20 protein-coding genes are annotated in these 22982 nt (G+C 72.2%); 9 read left to right on the top strand and 11 right to left on the bottom strand.

Going from position 1 to position 22982, the window contains the following annotated elements; all coding sequences use genetic code 11:
• Positions 1-48 precede the first annotated feature (48 nt).
• The 6 genes from ACLF6P_RS06735 to ACLF6P_RS06760 all read right to left on the bottom strand — a co-directional run bounded on the left by ACLF6P_RS06735 (position 49) and on the right by ACLF6P_RS06760 (position 9098).
• Entirely contained in the window at positions 49-1461 is a 1413-nt protein-coding gene (locus ACLF6P_RS06735) for an aldehyde dehydrogenase family protein (protein WP_415948847.1), read from the bottom strand.
• A 93-nt stretch (positions 1462-1554) separates the two neighbouring features.
• Positions 1555-3879, bottom strand: a complete 2325-nt coding sequence (locus tag ACLF6P_RS06740) for a molybdopterin oxidoreductase family protein (RefSeq protein WP_415948849.1) — start codon at positions 3877-3879, stop codon at positions 1555-1557.
• 124 nt (positions 3880-4003) lie between these two features.
• Positions 4004-4633, bottom strand: coding sequence for a TetR/AcrR family transcriptional regulator (locus ACLF6P_RS06745; protein WP_415948932.1), 630 nt, complete (start codon positions 4631-4633; stop codon positions 4004-4006).
• Positions 4634-4656: 23 nt separating this feature from the next.
• Positions 4657-5958: a hypothetical protein gene (locus ACLF6P_RS06750; protein ID WP_415948851.1), complete on the bottom strand. Its 1302-nt coding sequence runs from the start codon at positions 5956-5958 to the stop codon at positions 4657-4659.
• Positions 5959-5961: 3 nt separating this feature from the next.
• Complete coding sequence (locus ACLF6P_RS06755; RefSeq protein WP_415948853.1) at positions 5962-6894, bottom strand: hypothetical protein; 933 nt, start codon at positions 6892-6894, stop codon at positions 5962-5964.
• Between the two features lie 110 nt (positions 6895-7004).
• Positions 7005-9098 carry a right-handed parallel beta-helix repeat-containing protein gene (locus ACLF6P_RS06760; protein ID WP_415948855.1) on the bottom strand — a complete coding sequence of 698 codons (2094 nt, stop codon included), beginning with the start codon at positions 9096-9098 and terminating at the stop codon, positions 7005-7007.
• Positions 9099-9307: 209 nt separating this feature from the next.
• Here ACLF6P_RS06760 and hmgA point away from each other — a divergent pair, with 209 nt between their 5' ends.
• From hmgA to ACLF6P_RS06775, 3 genes are all read left to right on the top strand, one after another.
• On the top strand, positions 9308-10627 hold the full coding sequence (gene hmgA / locus ACLF6P_RS06765; protein ID WP_415948857.1) for a homogentisate 1,2-dioxygenase: 1320 nt from the start codon (positions 9308-9310) through the stop codon (positions 10625-10627).
• A gap of 109 nt (positions 10628-10736) precedes the next feature.
• Positions 10737-11486: a GntR family transcriptional regulator gene (locus ACLF6P_RS06770; RefSeq protein WP_415948859.1), complete on the top strand. Its 750-nt coding sequence runs from the start codon at positions 10737-10739 to the stop codon at positions 11484-11486.
• A gap of 48 nt (positions 11487-11534) precedes the next feature.
• Positions 11535-12731, top strand: coding sequence for a type ISP restriction/modification enzyme (locus ACLF6P_RS06775; protein WP_415948860.1), 1197 nt, complete (start codon positions 11535-11537; stop codon positions 12729-12731).
• A gap of 180 nt (positions 12732-12911) precedes the next feature.
• Here ACLF6P_RS06775 and ACLF6P_RS06780 read toward each other — a convergent pair whose 3' ends face one another.
• Positions 12912-13706 (bottom strand): ABC transporter permease, encoded by a 795-nt coding sequence (locus ACLF6P_RS06780; RefSeq protein ID WP_415948862.1) that lies wholly within the window; start codon positions 13704-13706, stop codon positions 12912-12914.
• Between the two features lie 132 nt (positions 13707-13838).
• On the opposite strand from ACLF6P_RS06780, the gene ACLF6P_RS06785 reads away from it, so the two are divergent.
• A complete protein-coding gene (locus ACLF6P_RS06785; protein ID WP_415948863.1) occupies positions 13839-15032 on the top strand; it encodes a CaiB/BaiF CoA transferase family protein in 1194 nt (397 codons plus the stop codon).
• Positions 15033-15143: 111 nt separating this feature from the next.
• On the opposite strand, the gene ACLF6P_RS06790 is transcribed toward ACLF6P_RS06785, so the two are convergent.
• Entirely contained in the window at positions 15144-15413 is a 270-nt protein-coding gene (locus tag ACLF6P_RS06790) for a hypothetical protein (RefSeq protein ID WP_415948864.1), read from the bottom strand.
• Between the two features lie 88 nt (positions 15414-15501).
• On the bottom strand, positions 15502-16044 hold the full coding sequence (locus tag ACLF6P_RS06795; protein ID WP_415948866.1) for an anti-sigma factor: 543 nt from the start codon (positions 16042-16044) through the stop codon (positions 15502-15504).
• A 358-nt stretch (positions 16045-16402) separates the two neighbouring features.
• Here ACLF6P_RS06795 and ACLF6P_RS06800 point away from each other — a divergent pair, with 358 nt between their 5' ends.
• Complete coding sequence (locus tag ACLF6P_RS06800) at positions 16403-18148, top strand: serine/threonine-protein kinase (protein WP_415948867.1); 1746 nt, start codon at positions 16403-16405, stop codon at positions 18146-18148.
• On the opposite strand, the gene ACLF6P_RS06805 is transcribed toward ACLF6P_RS06800, so the two are convergent.
• Positions 18132-18938, bottom strand: a complete 807-nt coding sequence (locus tag ACLF6P_RS06805; protein ID WP_415948869.1) for an SGNH/GDSL hydrolase family protein — start codon at positions 18936-18938, stop codon at positions 18132-18134. The genes ACLF6P_RS06800 and ACLF6P_RS06805 overlap by 17 nt on opposite strands.
• 274 nt (positions 18939-19212) lie before the next feature.
• Positions 19213-19584: a GntR family transcriptional regulator gene (locus ACLF6P_RS06810; protein ID WP_415948870.1), complete on the bottom strand. Its 372-nt coding sequence runs from the start codon at positions 19582-19584 to the stop codon at positions 19213-19215.
• Positions 19585-19707: 123 nt separating this feature from the next.
• Between ACLF6P_RS06810 and ACLF6P_RS06815 the strand changes: the two genes are divergently transcribed.
• From ACLF6P_RS06815 to ACLF6P_RS06830, 4 genes are all read left to right on the top strand, one after another.
• Positions 19708-20628, top strand: coding sequence for a GNAT family N-acetyltransferase (locus ACLF6P_RS06815; protein ID WP_415948871.1), 921 nt, complete (start codon positions 19708-19710; stop codon positions 20626-20628).
• Positions 20609-21100, top strand: coding sequence for a ribonuclease FAU-1 family protein (locus ACLF6P_RS06820; protein ID WP_415948872.1), 492 nt, complete (start codon positions 20609-20611; stop codon positions 21098-21100). The genes ACLF6P_RS06815 and ACLF6P_RS06820 overlap by 20 nt, the downstream gene beginning before the upstream one ends.
• A gap of 285 nt (positions 21101-21385) precedes the next feature.
• Complete coding sequence (locus ACLF6P_RS06825) at positions 21386-21529, top strand: hypothetical protein (protein ID WP_415948873.1); 144 nt, start codon at positions 21386-21388, stop codon at positions 21527-21529.
• Positions 21530-21904: 375 nt separating this feature from the next.
• Positions 21905-22951, top strand: a complete 1047-nt coding sequence (locus ACLF6P_RS06830; RefSeq protein ID WP_415948875.1) for a lytic polysaccharide monooxygenase auxiliary activity family 9 protein — start codon at positions 21905-21907, stop codon at positions 22949-22951.
• The last annotated feature ends 31 nt before the right edge of the window (positions 22952-22982 follow it).

The following is a 22982-nucleotide window of genomic DNA, read 5'->3' on the forward strand; positions in this document are numbered from 1 at the left end:
CGACAGCTGCGGGGAGCACTTGTCGCAGAGCTGCGGGGAGCGCTTGTCTCAGAGCTGCAGGGACTTCGTCTGCAGGTACTCGGTCAGGCCGTGCGGACCGAGTTCGCGCCCGACGCCCGACTGCTTGTAGCCGCCGAAGGGGGCGAGCGGGTTGAACCTGCCGCCGTTGATGTCGACCTGGCCGGTGTCCATCCGGCGCGCGAACGCCACGGCCTCGTCGTTGTCACCGGCCCACACCGCGCCCGCGAGCCCGTACACCGTGCCGTTGGCGATACGGAGGGCGTCCGCCTCGTCCTCGTAGCGGATCAGGGAGATCACGGGGCCGAAGATCTCCTCCTGGGCGATGGTCATCTCCGGGCGGACGTCGGCGAAGAGGGTGGGGCTGACGTAATAGCCGGCGGGGCGCGGGGACTCGGGGCCGCCGGCCACGATCCGGGCGCCTTCCTCGACGCCGCGCTTGATGTAACCGCGTACGCGGGCCTGCTGCTTGGCGTTGACGACGGGGCCGAGGCGGGTCGACTCGTCGTTCGGATCGCCGGGGACGTACTTGGCGGCGGCCGCGGTGGCGAGCTGGACCGCCTCGTCGTACTGGTCGGTGTGGACCAGCATCCGGGTCCAGGCGCTGCAGGTCTGGCCGGAGTTGGACATCACGTTGGCCACGCCGACGTTGACCGCCTTGGCCAGATCGGCGCTCGGCAGGATGACGTTGGCGGACTTGCCGCCCAGCTCCAGGGCGACCCGCTTGACCGCGGCGCCCGCGGTGGCGCCGATCTGCTTGCCGACGGCGGTCGAGCCGGTGAAGGAGACCAGGTCGACGTCGGGGTGCTCGGCCAGGGCCTGTCCGGCGACCGGGCCGAGGCCCGTCACCAGGTTGAACACGCCCGCGGGCACGCCTGCTTCGTGCACCGCCTCGGCGAAGAGCTGCGCGACGAGCGGGGTGTCCTCGGCGGGCTTGAGGACGATCGTGCAGCCTGCGGCGAGTGCGGGAGCCACCTTGGCAACGATCTGGTGCAGCGGGTAGTTCCAGGGCGTGATCGCGCCGACGACACCGACCGGCTCGTGCAGGACGGTCGAGTTCCCGATCTTCTCCTCGAAGGCGTACGTGCCGGCCAGCTCAGCGTACGTACCGGCCACCGCGATGGGCAGGCCCGCGTGCACGGCCTTGGCGAAGCCGAGCGGTGCGCCCAGTTCGGCGGTGACGGTCCCGGCGATCTCCTCGTGGCGTGCGGCGAGCGCGTCACGCAGCGCGGTCAGCCGGGCCGCGCGTTCGGCGGGCGCGGTCGCGGCCCAGGCGGGCAGGGCGGCGCGGGCGGCCCGTACCGCCGTGTCCACATCGGCGGGTCCGGCTGCCGCGACCTGGCCGATCACCTGCTCGTCGGCCGGATTGACCACCTCGATGGTCTCCGCGGACGCGGCGGGCGTCCACGTGCCGTTGATGTAGAGCCCCTCGTGCGGCTTCATACCTCGACCTTCCTGACGTCACCGGCGTGAGCCTTCAAACTAGCGCTGTTAGTTTTCCGGCGCCAGAGGGGCCTCGGGCCCCTGGAAGTGACGTTAGTCGCTGACGTCCGCGATCGGACCGGCAGGTGCCGGTGCCACCTGCACGGGCACGCCGTTCTGTACGGCCGTCCCGGAGAGCCGGTCGAGCCGGGTGCCGTCGAGCAGCTGGTTGTAGTTGGCGCCCGGAGTGCGGTGCGCCACGGACATCCGCGTACCGGGCCGGTCGTGGCCCCAGCCGTGCGGAAGGCTCACCACTCCCCTGCGCAGGGAATCGGTGATCTCCACCGGCACCTCGATCTCGCCGCCCTCGCCCCGCACACGCGCCCGCTCCCCGTCGTCCAGGCCGTGCAGCCGCGCGTCCTCGGGATGCATCTGCAGGGTGCAGCGGTTGGAGCCGCCGGCCAGGGCGGGGAGGTTGTGCATCCAGCTGTTGTTGGACCGCAGATGACGCCGGCCGATGAGGACGAGACCGTCGTACGGGCGGTCGACGGAAGCCGCGAGGCGCGGCAGTTCGGCGGCGAGCGGCTCGGGCAGCAGCTCGATGCGGCCGCTGCGGGTCCGCAGGAGCTGCGGGATGCGCGGCTGCAGCGGCCCGAGGTCGATGCCGTGCGGACGGGCGAGCAGAGCGGTCAGCGTGAGGCCTTCGGGGTGGGCGCCGAAGCCTTCGCCGTACGGGCCGAGGCGCAGCATCATGTCCAGGCGTCGCTCGACTCCGTTCTCCCCGCTCAGCAGGGCCGCGAGCTCCTTCGGCTCGCGGCCGTGCACGGGCGAGCGCGGATCGGCGACCGCCTTGCCGAGGGAGCGCTCGATCACCAAGTCGTCGACGCTCCCGGGCGGCATCCCGTGCATTCCGGTCGCGGCGAGGATGAGCCGGGCGAGGATCTCGCTCTCCTGCATCCGGCCGTCCTCCAGGGGTACGGCCGGGCGGGTGTAGCGCACCTGGTTGCGTACGGCGAGGGCGTTGAAGGCGAAGTCGAAGTGCGCGCTCTGCGCGGGCGGCGGCGGGGGCAGGATCACATCGGCGTGGCGGGTGGTCTCGTTGAGATACGGGTCGACGCCGACCATGAAGTCCAGGCCTGCCAGGGCCCGGTCGAGCCGCTCGCCGTCCGGCGCGGACAGGACGGGGTTGCCGGCGATGGTGACCAGGGCGCGGATCCGGCCCTCACCCGGGGTGTCGATCTCCTCTGCGAGCGCGGCGGCCGGCAGCTCGCCCTTGACCTCGGGATATCCGGATACGCGGCTGGTCCAGCGGCCGAGGGCGAAGCCCTTGCCGGGGGTGTCGGGGCGAGGCGTCCGGTCGATGACTCCCGATGCCTTGTCGGCGCTGGCGGTGGCGGTGGCGCGGGGCGTCTTGTCCGTCGCGGAGAGCGGGAAGAGCGCGCCGCCCGGGCGGTCCAGATTGCCGGTGAGGATGTTGAGGACGTCCACGAGCCAGCTGGTGAGGCTGCCGAACTCGACGGTGCTGGCACCGATCCGGCCGTAGACGGCGGCGGACTGCGCGCCCGCGAGTTCCCGTGCGAGGGTACGGATCTCCTCGGCCGGGATGTCACAGGCGCCCGCGACGGCCTCCGGGCCGAACGCGCCCAGCGCTTCCCGCACCTGCTCCACTCCCTCCACGTACGCACCGAGATCGCCGAGCTCGACGAGCCCTTCCTCGAAGAGGGTGTGCGCGAGGGCCGCGAGCAGCAGTCCGTCGCCGCCGGGGCGGATGGCGAGGTGCCGGGTGGCGAGGCGGGCGGTGCGGGTGCGGCGCGGGTCGATGACGGTGAGGCTGCCGCCGCGCCGCTTGAGCGCCTTGAGCTTGCCGGGGAAGTCGGCGGCCGTGCAGAGACTGCCGTTCGATTCGAGCGGGTTGGCGCCGATGAGGAGCAGATGGTCGGTGCGGTCGAGATCCGGCACGGGGATCGCCAGCGGGTCGCCGAAGAGCAGTCCGCTGGAGACGTGCTTGGGCATCTGGTCGAGGGTGCTCGCCGTGAACAGCTTACGGATCCTGAGCGCGGAAAGGAGCACGGGCGGGTAGAGGGCCCCGGCCATGGTGTGCACGTTCGGATTGCCCAGCATGACGCCGAGCGCCTCGGGCCCGTGGGCCTCTATCAGCGGCCGCAGGCCCGCGGCCACGGCGTCGAAGGCCTCGTCCCAGCTCGCTTCCTGGAGCCGGCCGTCCTTGCGGACGAGCGGGGTGCGCAGGCGGTCGGGGTCGGCGTCGAGGGCGCCGAAGGAGGCGCCCTTGGGGCAGATGAAGCCCTGGCTGAACACATCGTCCCGGTCACCGCGCGCGCCGGTGACGCGGGTGCCCTCGATGGTGAGGGTGAGCCCGCAGGTGGCTTCGCAGAGCGGGCAGATGCGCAGGGCGGTACGGGCGTCACGGCTGGCAGACACGGGGCCCTCCCGGGGGCTTCGGTCGCGGGTGCGGCGCTTGCTCCCGTGAGCATACCGACCGGTATGCACGCTGGGGAGGGGGTCCGGGGGCCGAATCGCCGAGCGGGCCGCCGGAGGTGGACGCTCAGTCGAAGGTCTGCGCCAGATAGGCGTGCAGCAGCTTGCGGGTCTCGTCGATCAGGTCGGCATCGCCCGACGGATCGGTGCGGAAGGCGAGTTGCAGCAGCGCGTCCGTGGCCTCCACCGCGACCAGCAGCGCGCGGCGGACCTGTGCGTCCAGGGGTTTGCCGAGGTGACCGACCAGCGCACCGCCGAGCCGGTCCGCGACCCGGTGGTTGGCGTCCGTGCCGCCCGCGGGCACCCCGAAGTCGATCAGCCCGAAACCGGGCACGGAACGCTTCATCGCCAGGTACTCGTCGAGCGCGGTGTTCACGGCGGCGCGCCAGTCGGGGGCTTCGAGGCCCTCCAGCCGGGCCGTGGTGCGTTCCGCGTACAGATCGAGATTGCGCAGCGCCAGGGCATCGGCGAGCGCACGCTTGTTGCCGAAGAAGCGGTACACCGAACCGATCGGCACGCCCGCGCGGTCCGCGACGGCGCGGGTCGTCAGCCCGTCGTAGCCGACCTGGTCGAGCAGTTCGGCGCAGGCGTCGAGGATCCGGGCGAGCCGTTCGGCGCTGCGCTCCTGCACGGGGACGCGGCGCAGTGCGCCTGCGGACTGGTCGCTGAGTGAAGGCATCGTGGTCACGGGGTCCATCATGCAGGCTTCGCGTACGCGCCTCAGGCGATGAGCAGGCCGAGGCCGCCCAGGGTGTACGTGATCATAAGGGCGAACAGTGGCAGTTGACCTGCGACGGCCTTGGCCGGGGGCAGCAGGCGTACGGCGCGGTCGTGGGCCGCCACGACACCCAGGACATGCCCCGTGATGATCGCGACGACCTGGAGAGCGGCGATGCCGCCGACGTCCAGGAGGGGTGCGGGCGGATCCGGATTGTCAGTGCCGGATGCCACCATGACTGTGCGTGGCCCTTCCGTCACGAAGAGGGTGAAGTAATGGGCGATGAGATAGCCGAGGGCGATCGGCACGAGTGAGTGGGCGAAGGCGGCCCGGGGGTTGTCCTGTGGGGTGTTGCGGGCGAAGGCGCGGGTGGCGCCCGCGCACAGCGAGTAGAGGGCGGCGACCAGGGCGATGGCGCCGAGCAGTCCGAGGGTGGCCGTGGCGGTGCGGCCGAGGGAGGAGGTCTGAAGGGTGGTGATCCAGGAGGGAGAGTCGGAGTAGCCGTCATAGGCGGTGGAGCCCAGCATGACGCAGACGGTGGCAACGAGGCCCGGGACGGGCGGGGTTGCGTCGAGGCCGTGGAAGGGGTTGCGGAGTGCGAGGCGTCCGTCGCGGCGGCGGCCGAGCGGGGAGAGACGGGCGAACAGGGTGGAGTAGGCCTCGAAGGCATCGCCCTGGCCGAACCAGCGCGCGCCGAACCATGCGGCGGCGGCGAGCTGGACGGCGGCGTAGGCGAGGAGGAAGGCGAGCAGCGCGGTGCGTGCGGCCGGATCGGGGGCAGCGAGCTCCAGCCAGGTGTAGGCGAAGAGCCCGGCGGCAGCCGGCCACAGGCCGAGCCAGGGCGGGAGCGGGTGCCCGGTGGAGGGCGAGCGGCGCAGCAGGCGGCACCCGGCCGCGTGCAGGGTGCGCAGGGGGTTGAGCAGGCGCCAGACGGGACCGAACAGCAGGGAGAGGGGGACCAGTCCGACCCAGAACAGCACATGAACCATGCCGGGCGCCGGATTGCGGTCCGGATCGTCGGGGCCGAACAGGAGGTGGGCGAGGACGAACAGGGCGGCTACCAGGCCGAGTCCGCGCAGAAGCAGGCGGATGGGCCGGGCATCGGCGAAGCGTTGCACTCCGCGGGGCAGCGCGAGGCCGGAGCGGTCACCGCGGAAGCGGGAGGTGGACCAGAGCAGGCCGAGCGCGAGGAAGGAGACGAGCAGGGCGGTGAAGGCACCGGCGTAGGCGTAGAAGGGGGAGAGCGGCAGGTCGTGCCGGGAACCGATGCCGTGGGCCAGCGCGGTGGCGGCAGGGTCGAACACGTCTCACCGCACCACGAGTTGGGTCAGGACGAGGCCCGAGCCATGGGTCTCGACCTCGAAGAGGCCGGTGCGGTCGGCGGTGAAGGTCAGCGTGCCCGCGCGGCCCGCGGGGAGCCGGGCCTCCTGGTCGTAGCCGTGCACGTGGATCGTGTCGGCGCGGTCGCTGGTGACGGAGAGGCGGACGCGCTCGCCCTTCTTCACCTCGATGCGTCCCGGGGGCGGGGTGACTTCGGTGCCGTCGACGGTGATCGTCACGGTGCGGTCGACGCTGCCCGCGTCCGCACCGGCGGAGCCGTCACCACCGCCATGCCCGGTGCCTTCGCCGCCGCCGTTCCCGTCACCGCCGCCATGACCGCCGTTCCCGTCGTCCCCACTCCCGCCGTCCCCGTGCGCGTGGCCGCCCGGCTCACCGGTGCTCGTCAGGTCGGCGGTCGACTCGACCTGCTCGCCGTCCACCGCCCAGGCCGTGTGGTCGTCCGCGTACAGCCGGACGGTCAGGCGGTGCTCGCCCTTCGGGACGGCGGAGGCGGGCAGGTGGTACCACGCGCCGTAGACCCGGGCGATCTTGCGCTCGTCCAGGTACAGGTGCGCGTGCCCCCGCCCCGGCAGCGCTCCCCCGCCGACGCTGTCGGGCGTGAACCGGAAGCGCTTGACGGACAGGTGCAGGTTCCAGCCGTCCGCCGAGTCGCGCCGCACCGTGAGCGCGACGGAGGGTGCCTCGGAGGCGGGGACCTGCCGGAAGCGGTGGCCCGACGCGTCCTTGCGGTCGAGCAGCTGCCCGGCCGGGCCACTGGCCTCCTCGTGGCTGGTACCCGGTTTGTGATGGGTGGTCGGCCGCTCGCTGCACCCTGCCGTGGCGGCGACGAGCAGCAGCCCCACGGCGACCGCCCGCAACGGCCTGGCGAGCAGCCGCCGGCCGACCGGCGCTTCGCCCACGCCTCCGAGCAGCCGACCGACCGCGCCACCCCGGCCACCCCGGCGGCCGGGGCAGCGCGGGCAAACCGCGCCCGCCTGCATCCCGGCAGCCGCTCCTCCCCCTGCTTCCCTCACGCCGGTACCTCCGAGTCCGCATCCGCGGTCGGCGGCCGTTCCCCGTTCCCCTCCGGGGACTCCGGTGCCTCTCCTGCGCCTCCTGCCTCTCCCGCCTCTCCGGAGCGGGTCGCCGCGACCGCAACGGCCCAGATCACCCAGACCACGCCGAGGAGTCCGCGGATCCAGGCGGGACCGAGCGGGATCCACGGCAGCATCACCACGGCCTTGTCGAAGGCGTCGAGGAGCGTGAGCCCGCCGAGGGCCACCGTCACCCAGCCGAACCAGGGCCGCTCGCCGCGCAGCACCACACCGGCGCCGACCCACCAGGCCCCCGTCAACAGCAGCGCCACCGCGGGCAGATACCCGGACTGCAGCCCCTGCGTCGCGCCCGCCACGTCGAGGACGAGCCCCACGAGCCCGGCCGCGCAGGCCACCGTCGCCCAGCGGTGGTGCCGCAGCCTGCGCCACCACAGCACCCCGCCCACCAGCGCGAGGACCACCGCGATGCCGAGCGCGAGCTGCACCTCGATGCGCTCGATGCCGCTCGCCCCGTACCAGTCGCAGCCGGCCGGCAGCCGCGCCGCCCGCGCGTCGTAGTCGGCGCAGACGAGCAGGGCCGCCAGCTTCGAGGGTTCGCCCACGAGCCGGTCCGCACCGCCCGAGACATCCCCGCGCTCCGCGCCGCAGGTGGGCAGCGCCCGCGGGGTGGAGGCGCCCGTCGAGCCCTGCCAGCAGTTGCCGCCGCCCTGCCCGTCCCACCACACATCGGTGGCGTTGGGCCGCGCCTTGCCCTGCTTGTCGACGCCCAGCTTGTTGCCCGCGTACCGGTTGTGGTGCGAGGTGTCGGCCTGCTTCGACCAGGCCGACTCACCGCGGATGAAGGCGGGTACGGCGCTCAGGAAGAAGGCGGCGCGGTCGTGCCCGTACACCCAGTTGCCCTCGTACAGGTTCCAGTTGCCGCCCGCCGTGATGATGCCGGTGCCGGGCGGCATGGAGATCTGCGGGCAGACCACCCCGTCCTCGTAGCCGCGGTCGACCGGGGCCTTGGCGCAGGTGCCGTCGGCTATGTACTTGTAGTAGTCGGCGTTGTTGTCGTGGATGTCGTTGCGCTCGAACTTCGCGTGGTTCTGCGGCAGTCCGGGGTGGCCGGGGAAGGCCGAGTCCATGGAGGCGCCGCCCATGTTGTGGTCGAACTCGTTGTCGTGCACCCAGACCGAGTCGCCCGCGGTGCCGCTGTAGCCGACCATGTTGTGGTGGCTGCGGCAGCCGGTGATCTCGATGGAGTAGCGCGGGACGTCGTATCCGCGGCCTTCGTTGATGTTGGAGGCGCTGCCCGGGTAGATGCCGGAGTCGCCGTTGCCGTAGGACTCGCAGTTCTTGTAGAGGCCGTGGTCGGAGGCGAAGGTGAGGAAGCCGTACTCGTCGTTCCAGCGGGTGAGCACGTCGTCGATGACGAAGCCGTCCACGGCCAGGACGTACAGCGAGTTGAAGGTGGTGCGCTGGGCGGTGAAGTTCCTGAAGTAGATGCCGTCGCTGCCGTCGGCACGGATCGCGTTGAGCTTCGCGTACTTGGCGTCGACGACCACGTCGAGCCGTGACTGGCCGGTGCCCTCGATCTGCAGGTCCTTCTTGCCGAGGATCGCGACGAGGTTCTGGTTGTGCGGGCACTGCTTCTGCTGCTCGTACGACAGGATCTGGTAGCCGAGCGCGGAGTCCTTCGCCTCCAGGTCGGCGCAGGCCCCGGTGGGCTCGGGCCGTGAGGGCTCCTCCTCGTACAGGCCGGGCAGGATCGCGATGTTCATGCCGGCCTCGTCGACGGCGTCCACCGCGGCCTGCAGATGCCGGAAGCCTTCCTCCTGGCAGCGTTCGAAGAGGTTCAGGTTCTCCTTGCGCAGTCCGGCGGGGAAGGCCGCGATCCGTCGCTCGAAGTCCTCCCGGTCGTCCTTGCAGACCAGGAGGTCGGGCGGCCCGTCGCGGTAGGCGGGCACGCTGCCCGAACCGTCGGGGAACGTCACCGGCCGCTCCTCGTGCGCCTGGGCGCCGGGGGCCGGGAGAAGCACCGCGCAGAGCGCGGCGAGGACGGCGAGGAGCCTTCGGGTCCATGACATGGGCGTGAGAGTAGAGGATTGTTCATCTTTCTGGACCCCCTCCGGCAGCACTTTCTCGCGGCCCTACGGGACACCCCTCCCGCACCTGGACGAAGCGCCCTTCGCGCACCCGCTTCCCCCTGCCGGAACGGCACAACAGCCGTTGACGCACCACCACGGCGAATCCTACGGTGGTGCATAGGATTCCTTCAGGCACCGGGAGCGCCACCATGAACGCCATCGAGCAGGCGAGGAAGACCGCCCAGGAGCTCGCGTATCTCACCGGCTTCGGCAACGAGCACAGCTCGGAGGCGGTGCCGGGCGCGCTGCCGGCCGGCCGCAATTCCCCGCAGCGCGCGCCGCTCGGTCTTTACGCGGAGCAGCTGAGCGGCAGCGCGTTCACCGAGCCGAGGGCGCACAACCGCCGCTCGTGGCTGTACCGCATCCATCCCTCGGCTATGCACCCCGCCTTCACCCGCACCGACAACGGCGGGATCCGCACGGCCCCCTTCACCGAGACGGAGCCGGACCCGAACCGGCTGCGCTGGAACCCGCTGCCGGACCCGGCACCCGGCACCGACTTCGTGGCCGGCCTGTGGACGCTCGGCGGCAATGGCGACGCGAGTCAGCGGACCGGTATGGCGGTGCACCTGTACAGCGCCGACGCCCCCATGGAGCGCCGCGTGTTCAGCAGCGCGGACGGCGAGCTGCTCATCGTCCCCGAGCAGGGCGGCCTCCTGATCCGCACCGAGTTCGGCCTGCTGCGCGCCGAGCCCGGCCATATCGCCCTGATCCCGCGCGGTGTCCGCTTCCGCGTGGAGCCGCTCGCCGAGCTCGTGCGCGGCTACGTGTGCGAGAACTACGGCGCCCCCTTCCAGCTCCCCGACCTCGGCCCGATCGGGGCGAACGGCCTGGCCAACGCCCGCGACTTCCAGGCGCCGACGGCCGCGTACGAGGATGTCGAGGGCCCCGTGGAGGTGCTGAACAAGTACTGCGGCAACCTCTGGACGGCCACCTACGACCACTCGCCGCTCGATGTCGTCGCCTGGCACGGCAACCACGTGCCGTATGTCTACGATCTGCGGCGCTTCAACGTGATCGGCTCGATCTCCTACGACCACCCGGACCCGTCGATCTTCACGGTGCTCACCTCGCCCACCGACACCCCGGGCCTCGCGGGCGTCGACTTCGTGGTCTTCGCACCGCGCTGGCTGGTCGGCGAGGACACCTTCCGGCCGCCGTACTTCCACCGCAATGTGATGAGCGAGTACATGGGCCTGATCGAGGGCGCGTACGACGCGAAGGCCGAAGGCTTCGTGCCCGGCGGCGGCTCGCTGCACAACATGATGTCGGCGCACGGCCCGGACCGGGAGACCTTCGAGAAGGCCTCGGCCGCCGAGCTGAAGCCGCAGAAGATCGACGACGGGCTCGCGTTCATGTTCGAGACGCGCTGGCCGCTGCGTCTGACCGGGCAGGCACGGGACGCCGGACACCTGCAGACGGCCTACGACGATGTGTGGCAGGGTCTCGAACGGCACTTCAGGCCCTAGGCCCCGTCTTCCCGAGCCGCGAGCCCCCGGCGCCGCAAGCCCCCCGGCACCGCAAGCCGTGGGCCCGCCTGGCAGCCTTGACGCAGCCGCGACCGGATCGGAGTAGCCAGTGACCGCTTTCGCCCCGGACTCGATCGTCCTGAACCGCAAGCTGCCGCTCTGGTATCAGGTCTCGCAGTCCCTGCGAGCCTCGATACTGGGCCGCTCCGCCGAGGCACCGCTGCGCCTGCCGACCGAGGAGCAGCTCGCGCTGCACTACGGGGTGAGCGTCCTGACGATGCGGCAGGCACTCAAAGAGCTGGAGGACGAGGGACTGATCAGCAGGCACCGGCGGCGCGGCACGTTCATCGAACCGAGCGCGCAGCGCAGTGCGCCGGTCAGGCTGCTCGGTTCGGTGGACGCGATCGTGGCGCAGCAGTCGGGCATGACCACCCGGCTGCTCGACCACGGCCGGGGGCCGGTCGACGCGGAACTCGCCGAGTTCTTCCCGGATGTCACCGAGGTCGCCACGTACCACCGGCTGCGCATGGACGAGTCGACGGGCGAGCCGACCAACCACGCGCGCAATTTCGTACACCCCGATCTGGCCGGGCGCATCGATCCGGACGATCTGCTGCGCTGGCCGATGACGAAGGTGCTGCGGGACGGGGTGGGCGTCCGGATCGGGCGGATCACCGACACGGTGGAGGCGCGGCTGGCCGAGCCGGAGACGGCACGCCTGCTCCAGGTGCCGCTACTGAGCCCGATCCTGCACTACACAGGCGTGACCTTCGACGAGGAGGGGAGAGTGCTGGATGTGGCGAGAATCCTCTACCGGGGGGACAAGTTCTCGTTCACGGTGACGTTGGACGCGCATTAGGCGGACGCGTGAGGGCTGGACGTGAACAGGCCGGACCGGAGGGCTGAAGTGACGCCGGAGGAAGCGCCGCTGCTCAAGGACCTCATGCCGTGGTCCGTCGCACCGCTGCGGATCGGCCGGGCCTGGCCGCTCGCGCCGGACCGGGGATCGCTCGCGGAGCGCTGGGACGCGTTCGTACGGGCCCAGGGGGTTGAGCGCGAGGAGCTGTTCGGGCCCAGCCGGGCGCGCACGCTGCGCAGCGCCGTCGGACAGCTCCCCGGACAGCCCGGAGCCGGCACCGAGCCGCTCGCGCACGCCTCCGGTCCCTGCCCGCAGCCCGTCCGCGTCCTGCACGGGCCGTTCGACGAGCAGTGGCTGATCGCGGATCACCGGCTCATCGACGCGGCCCGCCCCGAGCTGTGGCGGGTGGCCGGGCCGCATCAGCTCTTCCTGGTCGAGCAGGGGTACGTGCCCGAGGCGGGCGGCCCCGCGCTGCAGGCCACCTCCCTGATCCCCGAAGGCCGTTCACCGGCCAGCCGCCCGGGCCGCATCCTGCCGCTGTACCGCAGGCCCGGCGGCGTGGAGCCCAATCTGGCGCCCGGCCTCGGCGCCTTCCTGGAGCGGCGCCATGGGATGGACGTACCGCCCGAGCACCTGCTGACCTGGGCGTTGGCCGCCGGACGCACGGGCGCCGACGGAGTACGTGTGCCGCTGCCCGCCGATCCCGACATCTGGGCGCACGGCGTCGACCTCGGGCATCGGCTGCTCTGGCTGCACCTGCGCACCGGAGAGCGCCCCAAACTGCCGGGCGGCCGCCGCCCGTACGTCCGGGCCGCGCTGCCGCCCCGGCCCGCCGAGCTGCTCTACGACCGGGACGAGGAGACGCTGCATCTCGGCGAGGGCCGCATCTCCCCCGTTCCGGCCGAGGCCTGGGACTTCCATGTCAGCGGGGTACGAGTCCTCGACCTGTGGTTCGCACGGCGCTGCGAACCGGCGGGCGAGCCCGGCACTCTGGCCGCGATCGGGCCGCGCGCCTGGCCGCAGGAGCGCACCTCCGAGCTGCTCGAACTGATCACGGTGCTCGCGCTCCTCGCCGAGCTGAGGCCGCGCCAGGAGGAGTTGACGGCGGCGGCCGAGGCGGAGCCGATCGGCACGAAGGCCCTGCGCCGGGCGGGTGTGCTGCCTGTGCCCGATGCGGCCCGCAGGCCCGCCTCCGTGCTCGATCACCACGAGGAAGGGCCCGGCGGCCAGTTCGCGCTGATCTGAGCGCCTGCCACGGCGGGACGGCCGGTTCGCCCCGATCTGAACGCCTGCCACGGCGGAACGGCCGGTCCGCCCCGATCTGAACGCCTGCCACGGCGGGACAGCCGGTCCACCCCGATCTGAACGCTCACCGCGGCGGGGCTGCCGTCCGGCCGTCGCCGCTCACGCCGCCGGGACCGCCCCTCACTTCACCGCGGGCTCGTCCCGGTGGATCCGTCCACGGGACACGAGTTCGAGGACCACCGCGACCGCCACTGCCTGTACGGCGAGCAGCGCCACGAGGACGAACAGCTGCACGGCCCCCGCCTGCACCGGCGAGGCGCCCCCGAGCAGCATCCCCACGAAGGCGCCGGGCAGCGTGACCAGGCCGACGGTGCGGGTCTGGTCGAGGCCGGGAAGCAGGGCGTCCGAGGCGGCGGGGCGGGCGACTTCGAGGCGGGCCTCGGAGGCGGGCAGGCCCAGCGCCATCCCGGCCTCCACCTCGCCGCGCCGGGTGTGGAGTTCGTCGAGCGCCCGCCGGCCGCCCAGCACGGTGGCGGTGAGCGCGCCGCCGATGAGGATGCCCGTGACCGGGATCAGCGTGATGCCCTTGAGCGGTACGAGCCCGGTGAGCAGCAGGGCCAGGACGACGGGAAGGACACCGGCCGCGATCGGGGCGGCCGCCCACCACCAGGTGGCGTTGCGGGTGATCCGGCGCCCGGCGGTGCGCACGGCCACCGCGTACATCAGGAGCAGGAACAACAGGAGCAGCGGCACGGACTCGGCCACCCAACCGATCACCAGGGAGACGGCCGCCAGCTGGACCGCGGCCCGCACCCCGGCGACCGCGATCTCGCGGCCCCTGCCCCGCCCGCCGTCCGGGGACAGCCGCGCATACGCGGCGACGGCGACGGCCACGACGAGGAGCACGGCGAGCACGGCTCCGAGTACGGGGGTGACGGGCAACAGCGTGGTGGCGGCAAGCTCGGACGCGGGCACGGGCCAACCCTAGAGGGTGTCTGCCTCCGGGCTCCGGAGCACCGAGGAGCGCCCCGGGGCCGGTCCGGCGGATCAGGCCCCGGGCCTGCCACCAGGTGACAAACGCACGCTCCTGGGTCGAGGATCACCCTCATGATCTCCGCACCTCTCCCCCTCGACGGCATCACGGTCGTCGCCGTCGAGCAGGCCGTCTCCGCCCCCTTCGCCACCCGCCAGCTCGCCGATCTGGGCGCCCGCGTCATCAAGGTCGAGCGCCCGGACGGCGGCGACTTCGCGCGCGGCTACGACACGAAGGCCCGGGGCATGGCCTCGCATTTCGTCTGGGCGAACCGCGGCAAGGAGTCCCTGGCCGTCGACCTCAAGGATCCGCGCGGCCTGGACGCGGTGCGCAGGCTCGTCGCGGGGGCCGATGTGTTCGTACAGAACCTGGCGCAGGGCGCCGCAGCCCGCCTCGGTCTGGACGCGGCCACGCTGTGCGCGGCCGATCCGCGGCTGGTCGCGGTGGACATCTCGGGCTACGGCGCCGGCGGCCCGTATGCGGACAAGCGCGCGTACGACATGCTCGTGCAGTGCGAGGCGGGTCTGGTGTCGGTGACCGGGACCGAGCAGCAGCCGGTCAAGGCGGGGATACCCGCGGCCGATATCGCGGCCGCGATGTACGCCTTCTCCGGGGTGCTCGCCGCGCTCCTGCGGCGGGCGAACACCGGGCGGGGCGGTCCGGTGGAGATCTCGATGCTGGAGGCGCTCGTCGAGTGGATGGGGCATCCGCTGCATCACACGATGCACGGGGGCACTCCCCCGGCGCGCACGGGTCTCGCGCACGCCGTCATCGCCCCGTACGACGCCTATCCGACGGCGGACGGCAGGAGTGTGCTGCTGTCCGTGCAGAACGACCGGGAGTGGCGACGCCTGGCCGAACACCTGCTGGAGAGGCCCGAGTTGGGCACCGACCCGGCGTATGCCACGAATGCCGCGCGGGTGGCGCGACGCCAACAGACGGATGCTCTGGTGGGTGAGGCGCTCGGGAAGCTGGGTGCCGAGGAGGCGGTGAAGCGCCTCGACGCGGCGGGCATCGCTTGTGCGCGGCTCCGTGATGTCTCGGAGATCGCGGAGCATCCGCAGCTCGCGGCGCGGGATCGGTGGCGCGAGACGGGTTCGCCGGTGGGGACGCTGCGCACGCTGCTGCCGCCGATCACGCTGCCGGGGAACGAGCCCGTGCTCACGGATGTGCCCGCGCTCGGGGAGCACACGGAGGCGCTGCTGCGTGCCGTGGGGAAGTCGGACGCCGAGATCGCAGCGATGCGCCGGGATGGTGTGATCGCCTGAGCGCGGGCCTGCGCAGGGACCTGTGTACGGGTACGGGACCGGGAACCGGTGCCCCCGTGCGCCGTACACCGGACGGATCCAGGGGGCGAAGCCAGTGGACGGGGCTGCTGCTCAGTGCCCCCCGAAGAGCGAGCGGCTCAGCCTGCGCAGCGGCGCGAACAGCGAGACACGACGCACCCGGACACCCCTGCCCGTAGGCTCGCGCGGCACCTCGCGCGAGGTCAGCTCACGCATCAGCGAGGTCGCCTCGGCCGCTTCCCGCTGCGGCACGGCGGGGCCGCCCAGGACCGCGAGATGACGGTCGAGGCGCGAGCTGGTCGCGCTGCTCCCGCACGTGATCGCAGGGACGCGCGCCCTGCTGTGCATTGCTATCTGTTCCATGTCACTCCCCACCCAAACGAGGGCTCCCGGCCCGGGCAGGTTAACCCTATCGCCCCCTGAACACACTCGTGTATCCCGGGCACATGATTCACCTGCACGGTAAGGGGCTTGCCGGCCTGTTTCCGAATATGCCTGGCTCCAGGGCGAGTTGGAAGAGCAGACCACCGGTCGGCGCGGGCGATCCACCGCCGGGTTCGACGGTGACGAAGAGGCTGGTGACGCAGGCGTCGAGATGCCCGGCGACCAGCGGTTCATCGCCTTCGAGCAGGCCCGGCGAGCGGAGCTCCCCCCTTCCCCCGAGCCACAGTTGGTGATCTTTGCCACCCGGCGGTTCGCCGAGTCCGGTGACCGTCACGACGGCTCGCTGCAGCTGCGGCGAGAGGACCACGGAGATGCTGCCGCCGCCCGGAAATCGCTCACCGGTCGTACGGGAGTCCGGCGCGGCGAGCACCTGTTTGATCGCCCGGGCCCTCGCCCGCTCCTGGTCGAGCCGTTCCTCGACCGTGCCGAGCCGGCTGCCGAGCAGCACGGTCGCGATCAGCGCGAGCACCGCGGCCGCGGCGACGACCGGGAAGGGCCGCAGCGCGGGCCGGCGTGCCCCGGCCGACGGCCGCTGTTCATCGGTTTCCATCCGCCCCCTCCTCCCGCGTCCGGCGTCCTGCGTCCGGCGCCCCGCGTCCGGCGCCCCGCGTCCGGCGCCCTCCACTCCGCATGCCCCGTCCCGCGGTTTGTGAACAGGCCGGGCCCGAGGAACGCCCGGTCACCGGTCCCGCGGGTTGAGCCGGGCACGCTTCCGGTGCGTACGTATGGGCATACAGATCATTGAACGGGTTGATTCCGGGCGGAACCACCGCCTCCCTCCGGGCGTCTTTCAGCCATCGTGAAGGGTGCGGCCCCGAGAACGAGCGCAGGTTCGAAGGGAGCCGTAACCGTGCTTGGTTGAGATAATCCGGCTGGGGTCGGCTCGGCTGCGGATGGGGGGATCGCCCATGAGTGAGATGCCGGGCGCAACAGGTGGTTCCGCGGAGGAACAGCCTCTGATCGCCGGCCGCTACCGGCTGCTCGGCCCGCTCGGCGAGGGCGGGATGGGCACGGTGTGGCGGGCGCGCGACGAAGTGCTGCACCGCGAGGTCGCCGTCAAGGAAGTGCGGGCGCCCGCCGGGCTGCCCGCGGCCGAGGTGGAGCGGATGTACGCGCGCCTGGAGCGCGAGGCCTGGGCCGCGGCCCGGATCTCGCACCGGGGCGTGGTCACCGTCTATGACGTGGCGATGCAGGACGGCCGCCCCTGGATCGTGATGGAGCTGGTGCGCGGGCTCTCGCTCGCCGACGTGCTCGACGCCGAGGGCCCGATGACCCCACGGCGCGCCGCCCATGTCGGCGCCGAGGTCCTGGGCGCGCTGGGCGCCGCGCACGAGGCGGGGGTGCTGCACCGGGATGTGAAGCCGGGCAATGTGCTGCTGGCCAACGACGGCCGGGTGGTGCTCACCGACTTCGGTATCGCCATGGTCGAGGGCAGCTCCGCGCTCACCATGACCGGCGAGGTGGTCGGCTCGCCCGAGTTCCTGGCGCCCGAGCGGGCGCTGGGCCGCACACCGGGGCCCGAGTCCGATCTGTGGTCGCTCGGTGTGCTGCTCTACGCGGCCGTCGAGGGGCATTCGCCGTTCCGCCAGGACACCCCGCTGTCCACGCTGCGTGCCGTCGTGGACGAGGAGCTGCCGCCGCCGCGGCGGGCGGGCGCACTGGCCCCGGTCATCGAGGGACTGCTGCGCAAGGATCCGGCCGAACGGCTCCCGTCCTCCCGGGCGGAGCACGATCTGCGGCTCGTCGCCGCGGGCGGCACACCCACGCGGACCTCCTCGCAGATCCCCTACATGCCGACGGTCGCGGCGAGCTCTCCGCCGCCGCGACGCGAGCCGGACACCCCGTCCGCCCCCGCCGTCCCCGCCGCCTCCTCCGCCTCCTCCGCCTCGGCGTCCACCGGCACCACGGAGCCTGCCGACGGCGGCCGTCCACGGCGGCCGCTGGTCCTCCTCCTCGCCGGGATCGCCGTCGTGGCACTCGCGCTCGGCGGGCTCGCGTACGCCCTGATGGACCGGGACAAGTCCAACGACGATCCGGGAAGCTCGGACTCCCCCGGCACCACCCGAGGCGTCAGCGGCGGAGCGAGCACGGACTCCAGTACCGACACCGGCTCGGACCCCGGCAAGGACACCGGCAAGGAAACCAGCACCGACAGCGGCTCGGAGGATGACGCGGGCGGCGGCGACTCCGGCGGCACCGGACACGACGGCGGTACGACGACGACCCCGCCCCCCGCGTACGCCGTCGAGGTGAAGCTCGCCCGTACGACGAGCGACTACGCGGGCCCCTGCCCGCCGGCCGCCGACAAGCAGCAGGGGTTCCTCGCCACGTTCACCGTCGGCGAGCTGCCCACCACGGTCGAGTACCGCTGGGTCCTCACCCCCGGCGAGACGAGCGATCCCGGCTGGAAGACGCTCGAGTTCGCCGAAGGCGGCAACAAGACCAAGTACGTGAACCACAAGGAGACCGGATACCCGGACGAGGGCACCTACGAGGGCCATCTCAAGGTGGAGGTCCGCGCCCCGCAGGAGGCCGAGTCCGATGCGGTGGCGTTCGAGGTGACCTGTGAGGACGTGCCCCCGACCACGGGTGGCGGGGGCACCTTCGCACCGAACGGTGTGGTGCAGTCGGGCGGCCTTACGCGGCGGCGCTGAACGCCGGGAGGTAGCCGCCCGACTGGCCGGAGGCCGTCGGGTGGTAGGACTCGCCCATGTTGGTCCACTTGACGCTGTGCAGCCATGCGTCGCCGGAGCAGATCTCATGACCGGTGAACGCGGGCACCACGGAGGCGAAGGTGAAGCCGTGGTCGGCGGCCCGCTTGGCGATGGCGGCGTTCAGATGGTCGGCGGCGCCGTTGATGGCGGCCCGCTCCCCTTCGGTGAGCCCGAACCAGCAGGAGCCGTTCAGCTTGTAGAAGCGGGGATAGCCGAGCACCACGACATGGGCCGTGGAGGCACGGGAGCGGATGGCCGAGTAGGCGTTGTCGAGCCGGCCCGGCAGGGTCGAGTCCACGTATGCCTTGGCCTGGTTGACCCGGTTGACGCAGTTGCTCTCCGACTGCAGCACGCAGGTCGTCATGACGTCGGCGAAGCCCGCGTCGTTGCCGCCGACCGAGATCGAGACGAGGGAGGTGGTCGAGTTCAGGTGGCCGAGCTGGGAGTTGACGACGGTGGAGGTGGTGGCGCCCGAGCACGCGTCGAAGTTGAAGGAGGCCGGGGCGTTGGCGTTCGCCCACAGTCGCGGATAGGCGCGGGTGCTGCGCTTGCAGTTCCCGCTCGAGCTGTCGTAGCTGCCGGCCCCGACGCCCGATGAGTAGGAGTCGCCGAGGGCCACATAGCGTTCGGCCGCCGCTTCGGCACCGACCGCGGCACTCGCGCCGGTGAGGGCGAGTCCGAGAGCGAGGAACAAGGAAGTGACGTAGGCCGTGATACGCGCGGGTCTCATGGAACCTCCGTTGGCAGGATCGCTGCCGCTTGTGGGGGAGCAGCCCCGCTCATGGCGGGGCGTGTACATGCCATGAAGTTTCCGCAGGGAGAGGTTCACAAACGCGCGAACCCCGGTGCTTCACAGGGTCTTGACGGATCGTCGGGTGCGGGGCAGGGCGAAGCGCCACATCCGGCACGTCGGGAGCAAGTCGCCGATGCGGATGATCAGCAGGGAAAATGACTATTTGTCAGCCGGGAGTTGAAGCCCGGGGCATACCGCGGTGCGAGGCGGCTCAGGAGTAGGCCGCGCGCACCGCGTCCTCGGCCGCCGCAAGCGCCGCGGCGCGGTCGAGGCCGAGCCGCCTGGCCCGGTCGGCATAGACGGCGGCCGCCTCGGCGGCCTTCTGCTCGGCGGCGCCGCCCGCCGCCGCGACGAAGGTGCCGTTGCGGCCGCGGGTCTCGATCACGCCGTCGGCCTCAAGTGCCTTGTAGGCCTTGGCGACCGTGTTCGCGGCGAGCGAGAGCGTCTCGGCGAGACCGCGCACGGTCGGCAGTTTGTAGCCCACCGGCAGCGCACCCGAACGCGCCTTCTCGGAAATCTGGGCGCGCACCTGCTCGTACGGCGCCTCGGCGGCTTCCTGGTCGATACGGAGCTTCAGAGTCACGCGCCGATTGTCGCAGGACAGTCGGGGAGGCCGGGGCAGGCCGGGGCAGGGAAATGCCGGGGCAGGCCGGGGCAGGGAAATAGGGAGGCGCGCCGGTTCGCCCGGCACGTAACGTCCGTGCCCATGACCGTCATCATCCGCGCACTGAGACCCGAGGACGCCCCGGCCGCCGCCGAAGTCCTGCGGGCCGCGCTCCCGTTCCTGGTGACCACCCCCGAGGCCATGGTGTGGCAGAGCACCCATGCGGCGCCCGCGAGCCACCACCGGCTGTTCGTCGCGGAGAAGGACGGTGAGCTCGTGGCCCGCGGCGAGGCCGGCATCGCACATGACAGCAGCACCCCGGGGCAGGCCTACGCGAACGTCTACGTGCACCCGGACCACCGCGGGCACGGCGTGGGCGGCCCGCTGCTGCGTACGGCCGAGGAGCATGTCGCGGCGGCCGGGGCCGACACCGTCCACGCGTGGGTGCTCGACGCGCCGGCGAACCGTTCCTTCGCCGAGCGCCGCGGCTACCGCCCGAGCCGCTCGGCCCACTTCCTGCGCCTGGACCTGACCGACGGAACACTGCCGCCCGAGGCCGAGCCGCCGCCGGGCGTCAGCCTCGTACCGGTGACGGCCTGGGCGGACGACCCGCGGCCGCTGTTCGCCCTGGACGCGGAGTGCACGGCGGACGAGCCGGGTGACATCGACATCGCGCTCGACGACTACGAGGAGTGGCTGGCCACGACCTGGCGCGATCCGCTGCTCGACCACGCGCTGAGCGTGGTCGCCGTGGCCGACGGCGTACCCGTGGCCTTCACCGCGGCCCGTACGGACGGGCGTACGCGCTACAGCTCGGGGATGACGGGCACGGCGCGGGCCCACCGCGGCCGCGGCCTGGCCAAACTCGCCAAGAACCACTCGCTGCACCTGGCCCGCGCGGCCGGCTACACCGAGGCGTTCACAGGCAACGACGCCGGCAACGAGCCGATGCTGGCGGTCAACAAGTGGTTCGGCTACCAGATCTGCGCGACGGAGGTGCGCCATGCCCGCGACTTCGACTGACAGCATCCAGATCCACCTCCGCAAGGCGGGCCGCACGAAGATCCGCTATCCGGCCCGGCTCCTCGGGGACGACGGCACACGGGTGACGGTCCGCGCCCCCTGGGCGGGCGAGGGCGTACGGGACTTCGGCTTCGTGCGCTTCGAACCGGGCGATGTCTTCACCGAGCACTTCTGGCGCGACCGGTGGTACGCCGTCAAGGAAGTGCGCACGGCGGACGGCTCGCTCAAGGGCTGGTACTGCGATGTCACCCGCCCGGCCGTCCTCGACGGAGGTGAACTGACCGTCGAGGACCTCGATCTGGACCTGTGGGTCTCCGCCGACGGCTCGACGGTGCTCCGGCTGGACGAGGACGAGTTCGCGGCGAGCGGCCTGACCGGCCGTGACCCGGAGGCGGCCGCGGAGGCGGTCCACGCGCTCGACGAACTGGAACTCGTGGCCCGGACCAAGGGGATCGCGACGCTGCTGGGCTGAGGGACACCCCCTCGGACCGAGGGGCGCCTCCCCGGACCGTCGAACTGAGGGGCGGGCCCGCCGGATCGGGTGGCGGGCCGCCCGCGCGTCCCACATGGTGATACGGACGGGTCAACCGGCTACGAGGAAGGGAAGAACCCCGTCAAGGAGCTGACCCGTACCACGAACTGCGTAACCCGCATCACAGACAAACCGGGCGGAGATGAGTAAAGCTCCTCGCCCGGGTCCATCCGAGTGAACGCACGACTCACAGCACCCGGGCGACTCGACGCGAGGAGGCACACCATGCGCCGCCAGACGATCCGCAAGCCGATCCCCAGACCCTCTCTCCGCCGCGAGCGGCAGCGCGCCGAGGAAACACAGCGCAAGGTGGGCCCGCGTCCGGAAGTGCGCAAGGACATCCTCAAAACCTGGTGGCCACAGGCCTGAGCCTCTGCGCGAACCCCCGGCTCACAGCAACAGACCACGGCACCCATACGGGGTGCGAGGGCCCTAACGGCCCCCGCACCCCGTTTCGCGTTTCCGCCGCCGCACCGGCGAAACGGACATCCGAGGCGCGCACTTAACCGCCGCTGATCGATTCCTTAAAGCGACCATAAGGATCGCCGGAGGGCGCCCTCAGCAGGCGAGATCGTGGACCCCAGGGGCTAACTTCGTCTCCGCCGAAGGGGGTTCGCCCCGGCGGCGCACGAGGCAGGAGGCGGGCCCGGCCCGCGGGTGCGGCACGTATCGGGGGGCGCACCCGCGGGACATACGCGCCTCGCGTCCCCCACACCCGCGAAGCCGCACCGAGGAGTTCCGCACATGTCCGCTCTCCGCAAGACCGCCTACGCCGCGGCCATCATGTCCGCCCCGCTGGCGCTGACCTCGCTGGCGATATCCCCGGCCGCCGCGCACGGTTCGATGACGGACCCGGTGAGCCGCGTCGCCGCCTGCCGCGCCGAGGGCCCGGAGTCGCCGGTCTCGGCCGCGTGCAAGGCCGCCGTCGCCGCGTCCGGCACGCAGGCCTTCTACGACTGGAACGAGGTCAACATCGCCGACGCCGCGGGCCGGTCGAAGGAGATCATCCCCGACGGCAAGCTGTGCAGCGCGGGCAGGGACAAGTACAAGGGGCTCGACCTGCCCCGCGGCGACTGGCCGTCCACGAAGCTCTCCGCCGGCGGTCATACCTTCCGCTACAAGGCCACGGCTCCGCACAAGGGCTCGTTCGAGCTGTACATCACCAAGGAGGGCTACGACCCATCGAAGCCGCTGAAGTGGTCGGACCTGGAGTCGCAGCCCTTCGCGACGGCCACCGACCCGAAGCTCGAGAACGGCGCCTACGTCTTCTCCGGTGACGTCCCCGAGCGCTCGGGCCGCCATCTGATCTACTCGATCTGGCAGCGCTCGGACTCCCCCGAGGCCTTCTACACCTGCTCCGACGTGGTGTTCGGCGCGGACAACGGCGGCTCCGCGGGCGGCGGTTCGTCCTCGTCCTCGCCCTCCTCGCCCTCCTCCGGTGCGACTGAGGCCTCCGCGCCGAGCGAGGAGCAGATCGCCGACGGGCTGGAGGAGTCGGGCGTCGAGCACGGCGGGCACGGCGGGCATGGCGACGCGGCCGCGGACACGGGCACGGGCACGGGCGCCGGTGAGGACGCGCCGGAGACCGCACCCGAGGCCGCGGGGAACGCCCCGGACGCAGCCGGTTCGGCCATACAGCCGGTGGCCGCGGAGGAGAACCTCGCCGAGACGGGCGGCGACTCGACCACCCCGTACCTCGCTACGGGCGGCGCGGCGGTGCTCGCCCTGGGCGCGGCGCTGGTGTTCGCGACGGTCCGCCGCCGCGTCTCGACGGGCCGCCACAGCCGCTGACCCGAGGCCGCCCGCACGACGCCGCCGACCC

It is taken from the genome of Streptomyces lothianensis, from assembly GCF_047779955.1.
GTDB lineage: Bacteria > Actinomycetota > Actinomycetes > Streptomycetales > Streptomycetaceae > Streptomyces.

Bases quoted from the DNA above. Each gene is read 5' to 3' on its own strand.
- ACLF6P_RS06790 (WP_415948864.1), bottom strand. From the start codon at position 15,413: ATGGAACAGATAGCAATGCACAGCAGGGCGCGCGTCCCTGCGATCACG.
- ACLF6P_RS06795 (WP_415948866.1), bottom strand. From the start codon at position 16,044: ATGGAAACCGATGAACAGCGGCCGTCGGCCGGGGCACGCCGGCCCGCG.
- ACLF6P_RS06825 (WP_415948873.1), top strand. From the start codon at position 21,386: ATGCGCCGCCAGACGATCCGCAAGCCGATCCCCAGACCCTCTCTCCGC.
- hmgA (WP_415948857.1), top strand. From the start codon at position 9,308: ATGAACGCCATCGAGCAGGCGAGGAAGACCGCCCAGGAGCTCGCGTAT.
- ACLF6P_RS06830 (WP_415948875.1), top strand. From the start codon at position 21,905: ATGTCCGCTCTCCGCAAGACCGCCTACGCCGCGGCCATCATGTCCGCC.
- ACLF6P_RS06735 (WP_415948847.1), bottom strand. From the start codon at position 1,461: ATGAAGCCGCACGAGGGGCTCTACATCAACGGCACGTGGACGCCCGCC.
- ACLF6P_RS06760 (WP_415948855.1), bottom strand. From the start codon at position 9,098: ATGTCATGGACCCGAAGGCTCCTCGCCGTCCTCGCCGCGCTCTGCGCG.
- ACLF6P_RS06805 (WP_415948869.1), bottom strand. From the start codon at position 18,938: ATGAGACCCGCGCGTATCACGGCCTACGTCACTTCCTTGTTCCTCGCT.
- ACLF6P_RS06820 (WP_415948872.1), top strand. From the start codon at position 20,609: ATGCCCGCGACTTCGACTGACAGCATCCAGATCCACCTCCGCAAGGCG.
- ACLF6P_RS06800 (WP_415948867.1), top strand. From the start codon at position 16,403: ATGAGTGAGATGCCGGGCGCAACAGGTGGTTCCGCGGAGGAACAGCCT.
- ACLF6P_RS06745 (WP_415948932.1), bottom strand. From the start codon at position 4,633: ATGGACCCCGTGACCACGATGCCTTCACTCAGCGACCAGTCCGCAGGC.
- ACLF6P_RS06785 (WP_415948863.1), top strand. From the start codon at position 13,839: ATGATCTCCGCACCTCTCCCCCTCGACGGCATCACGGTCGTCGCCGTC.
- ACLF6P_RS06815 (WP_415948871.1), top strand. From the start codon at position 19,708: ATGACCGTCATCATCCGCGCACTGAGACCCGAGGACGCCCCGGCCGCC.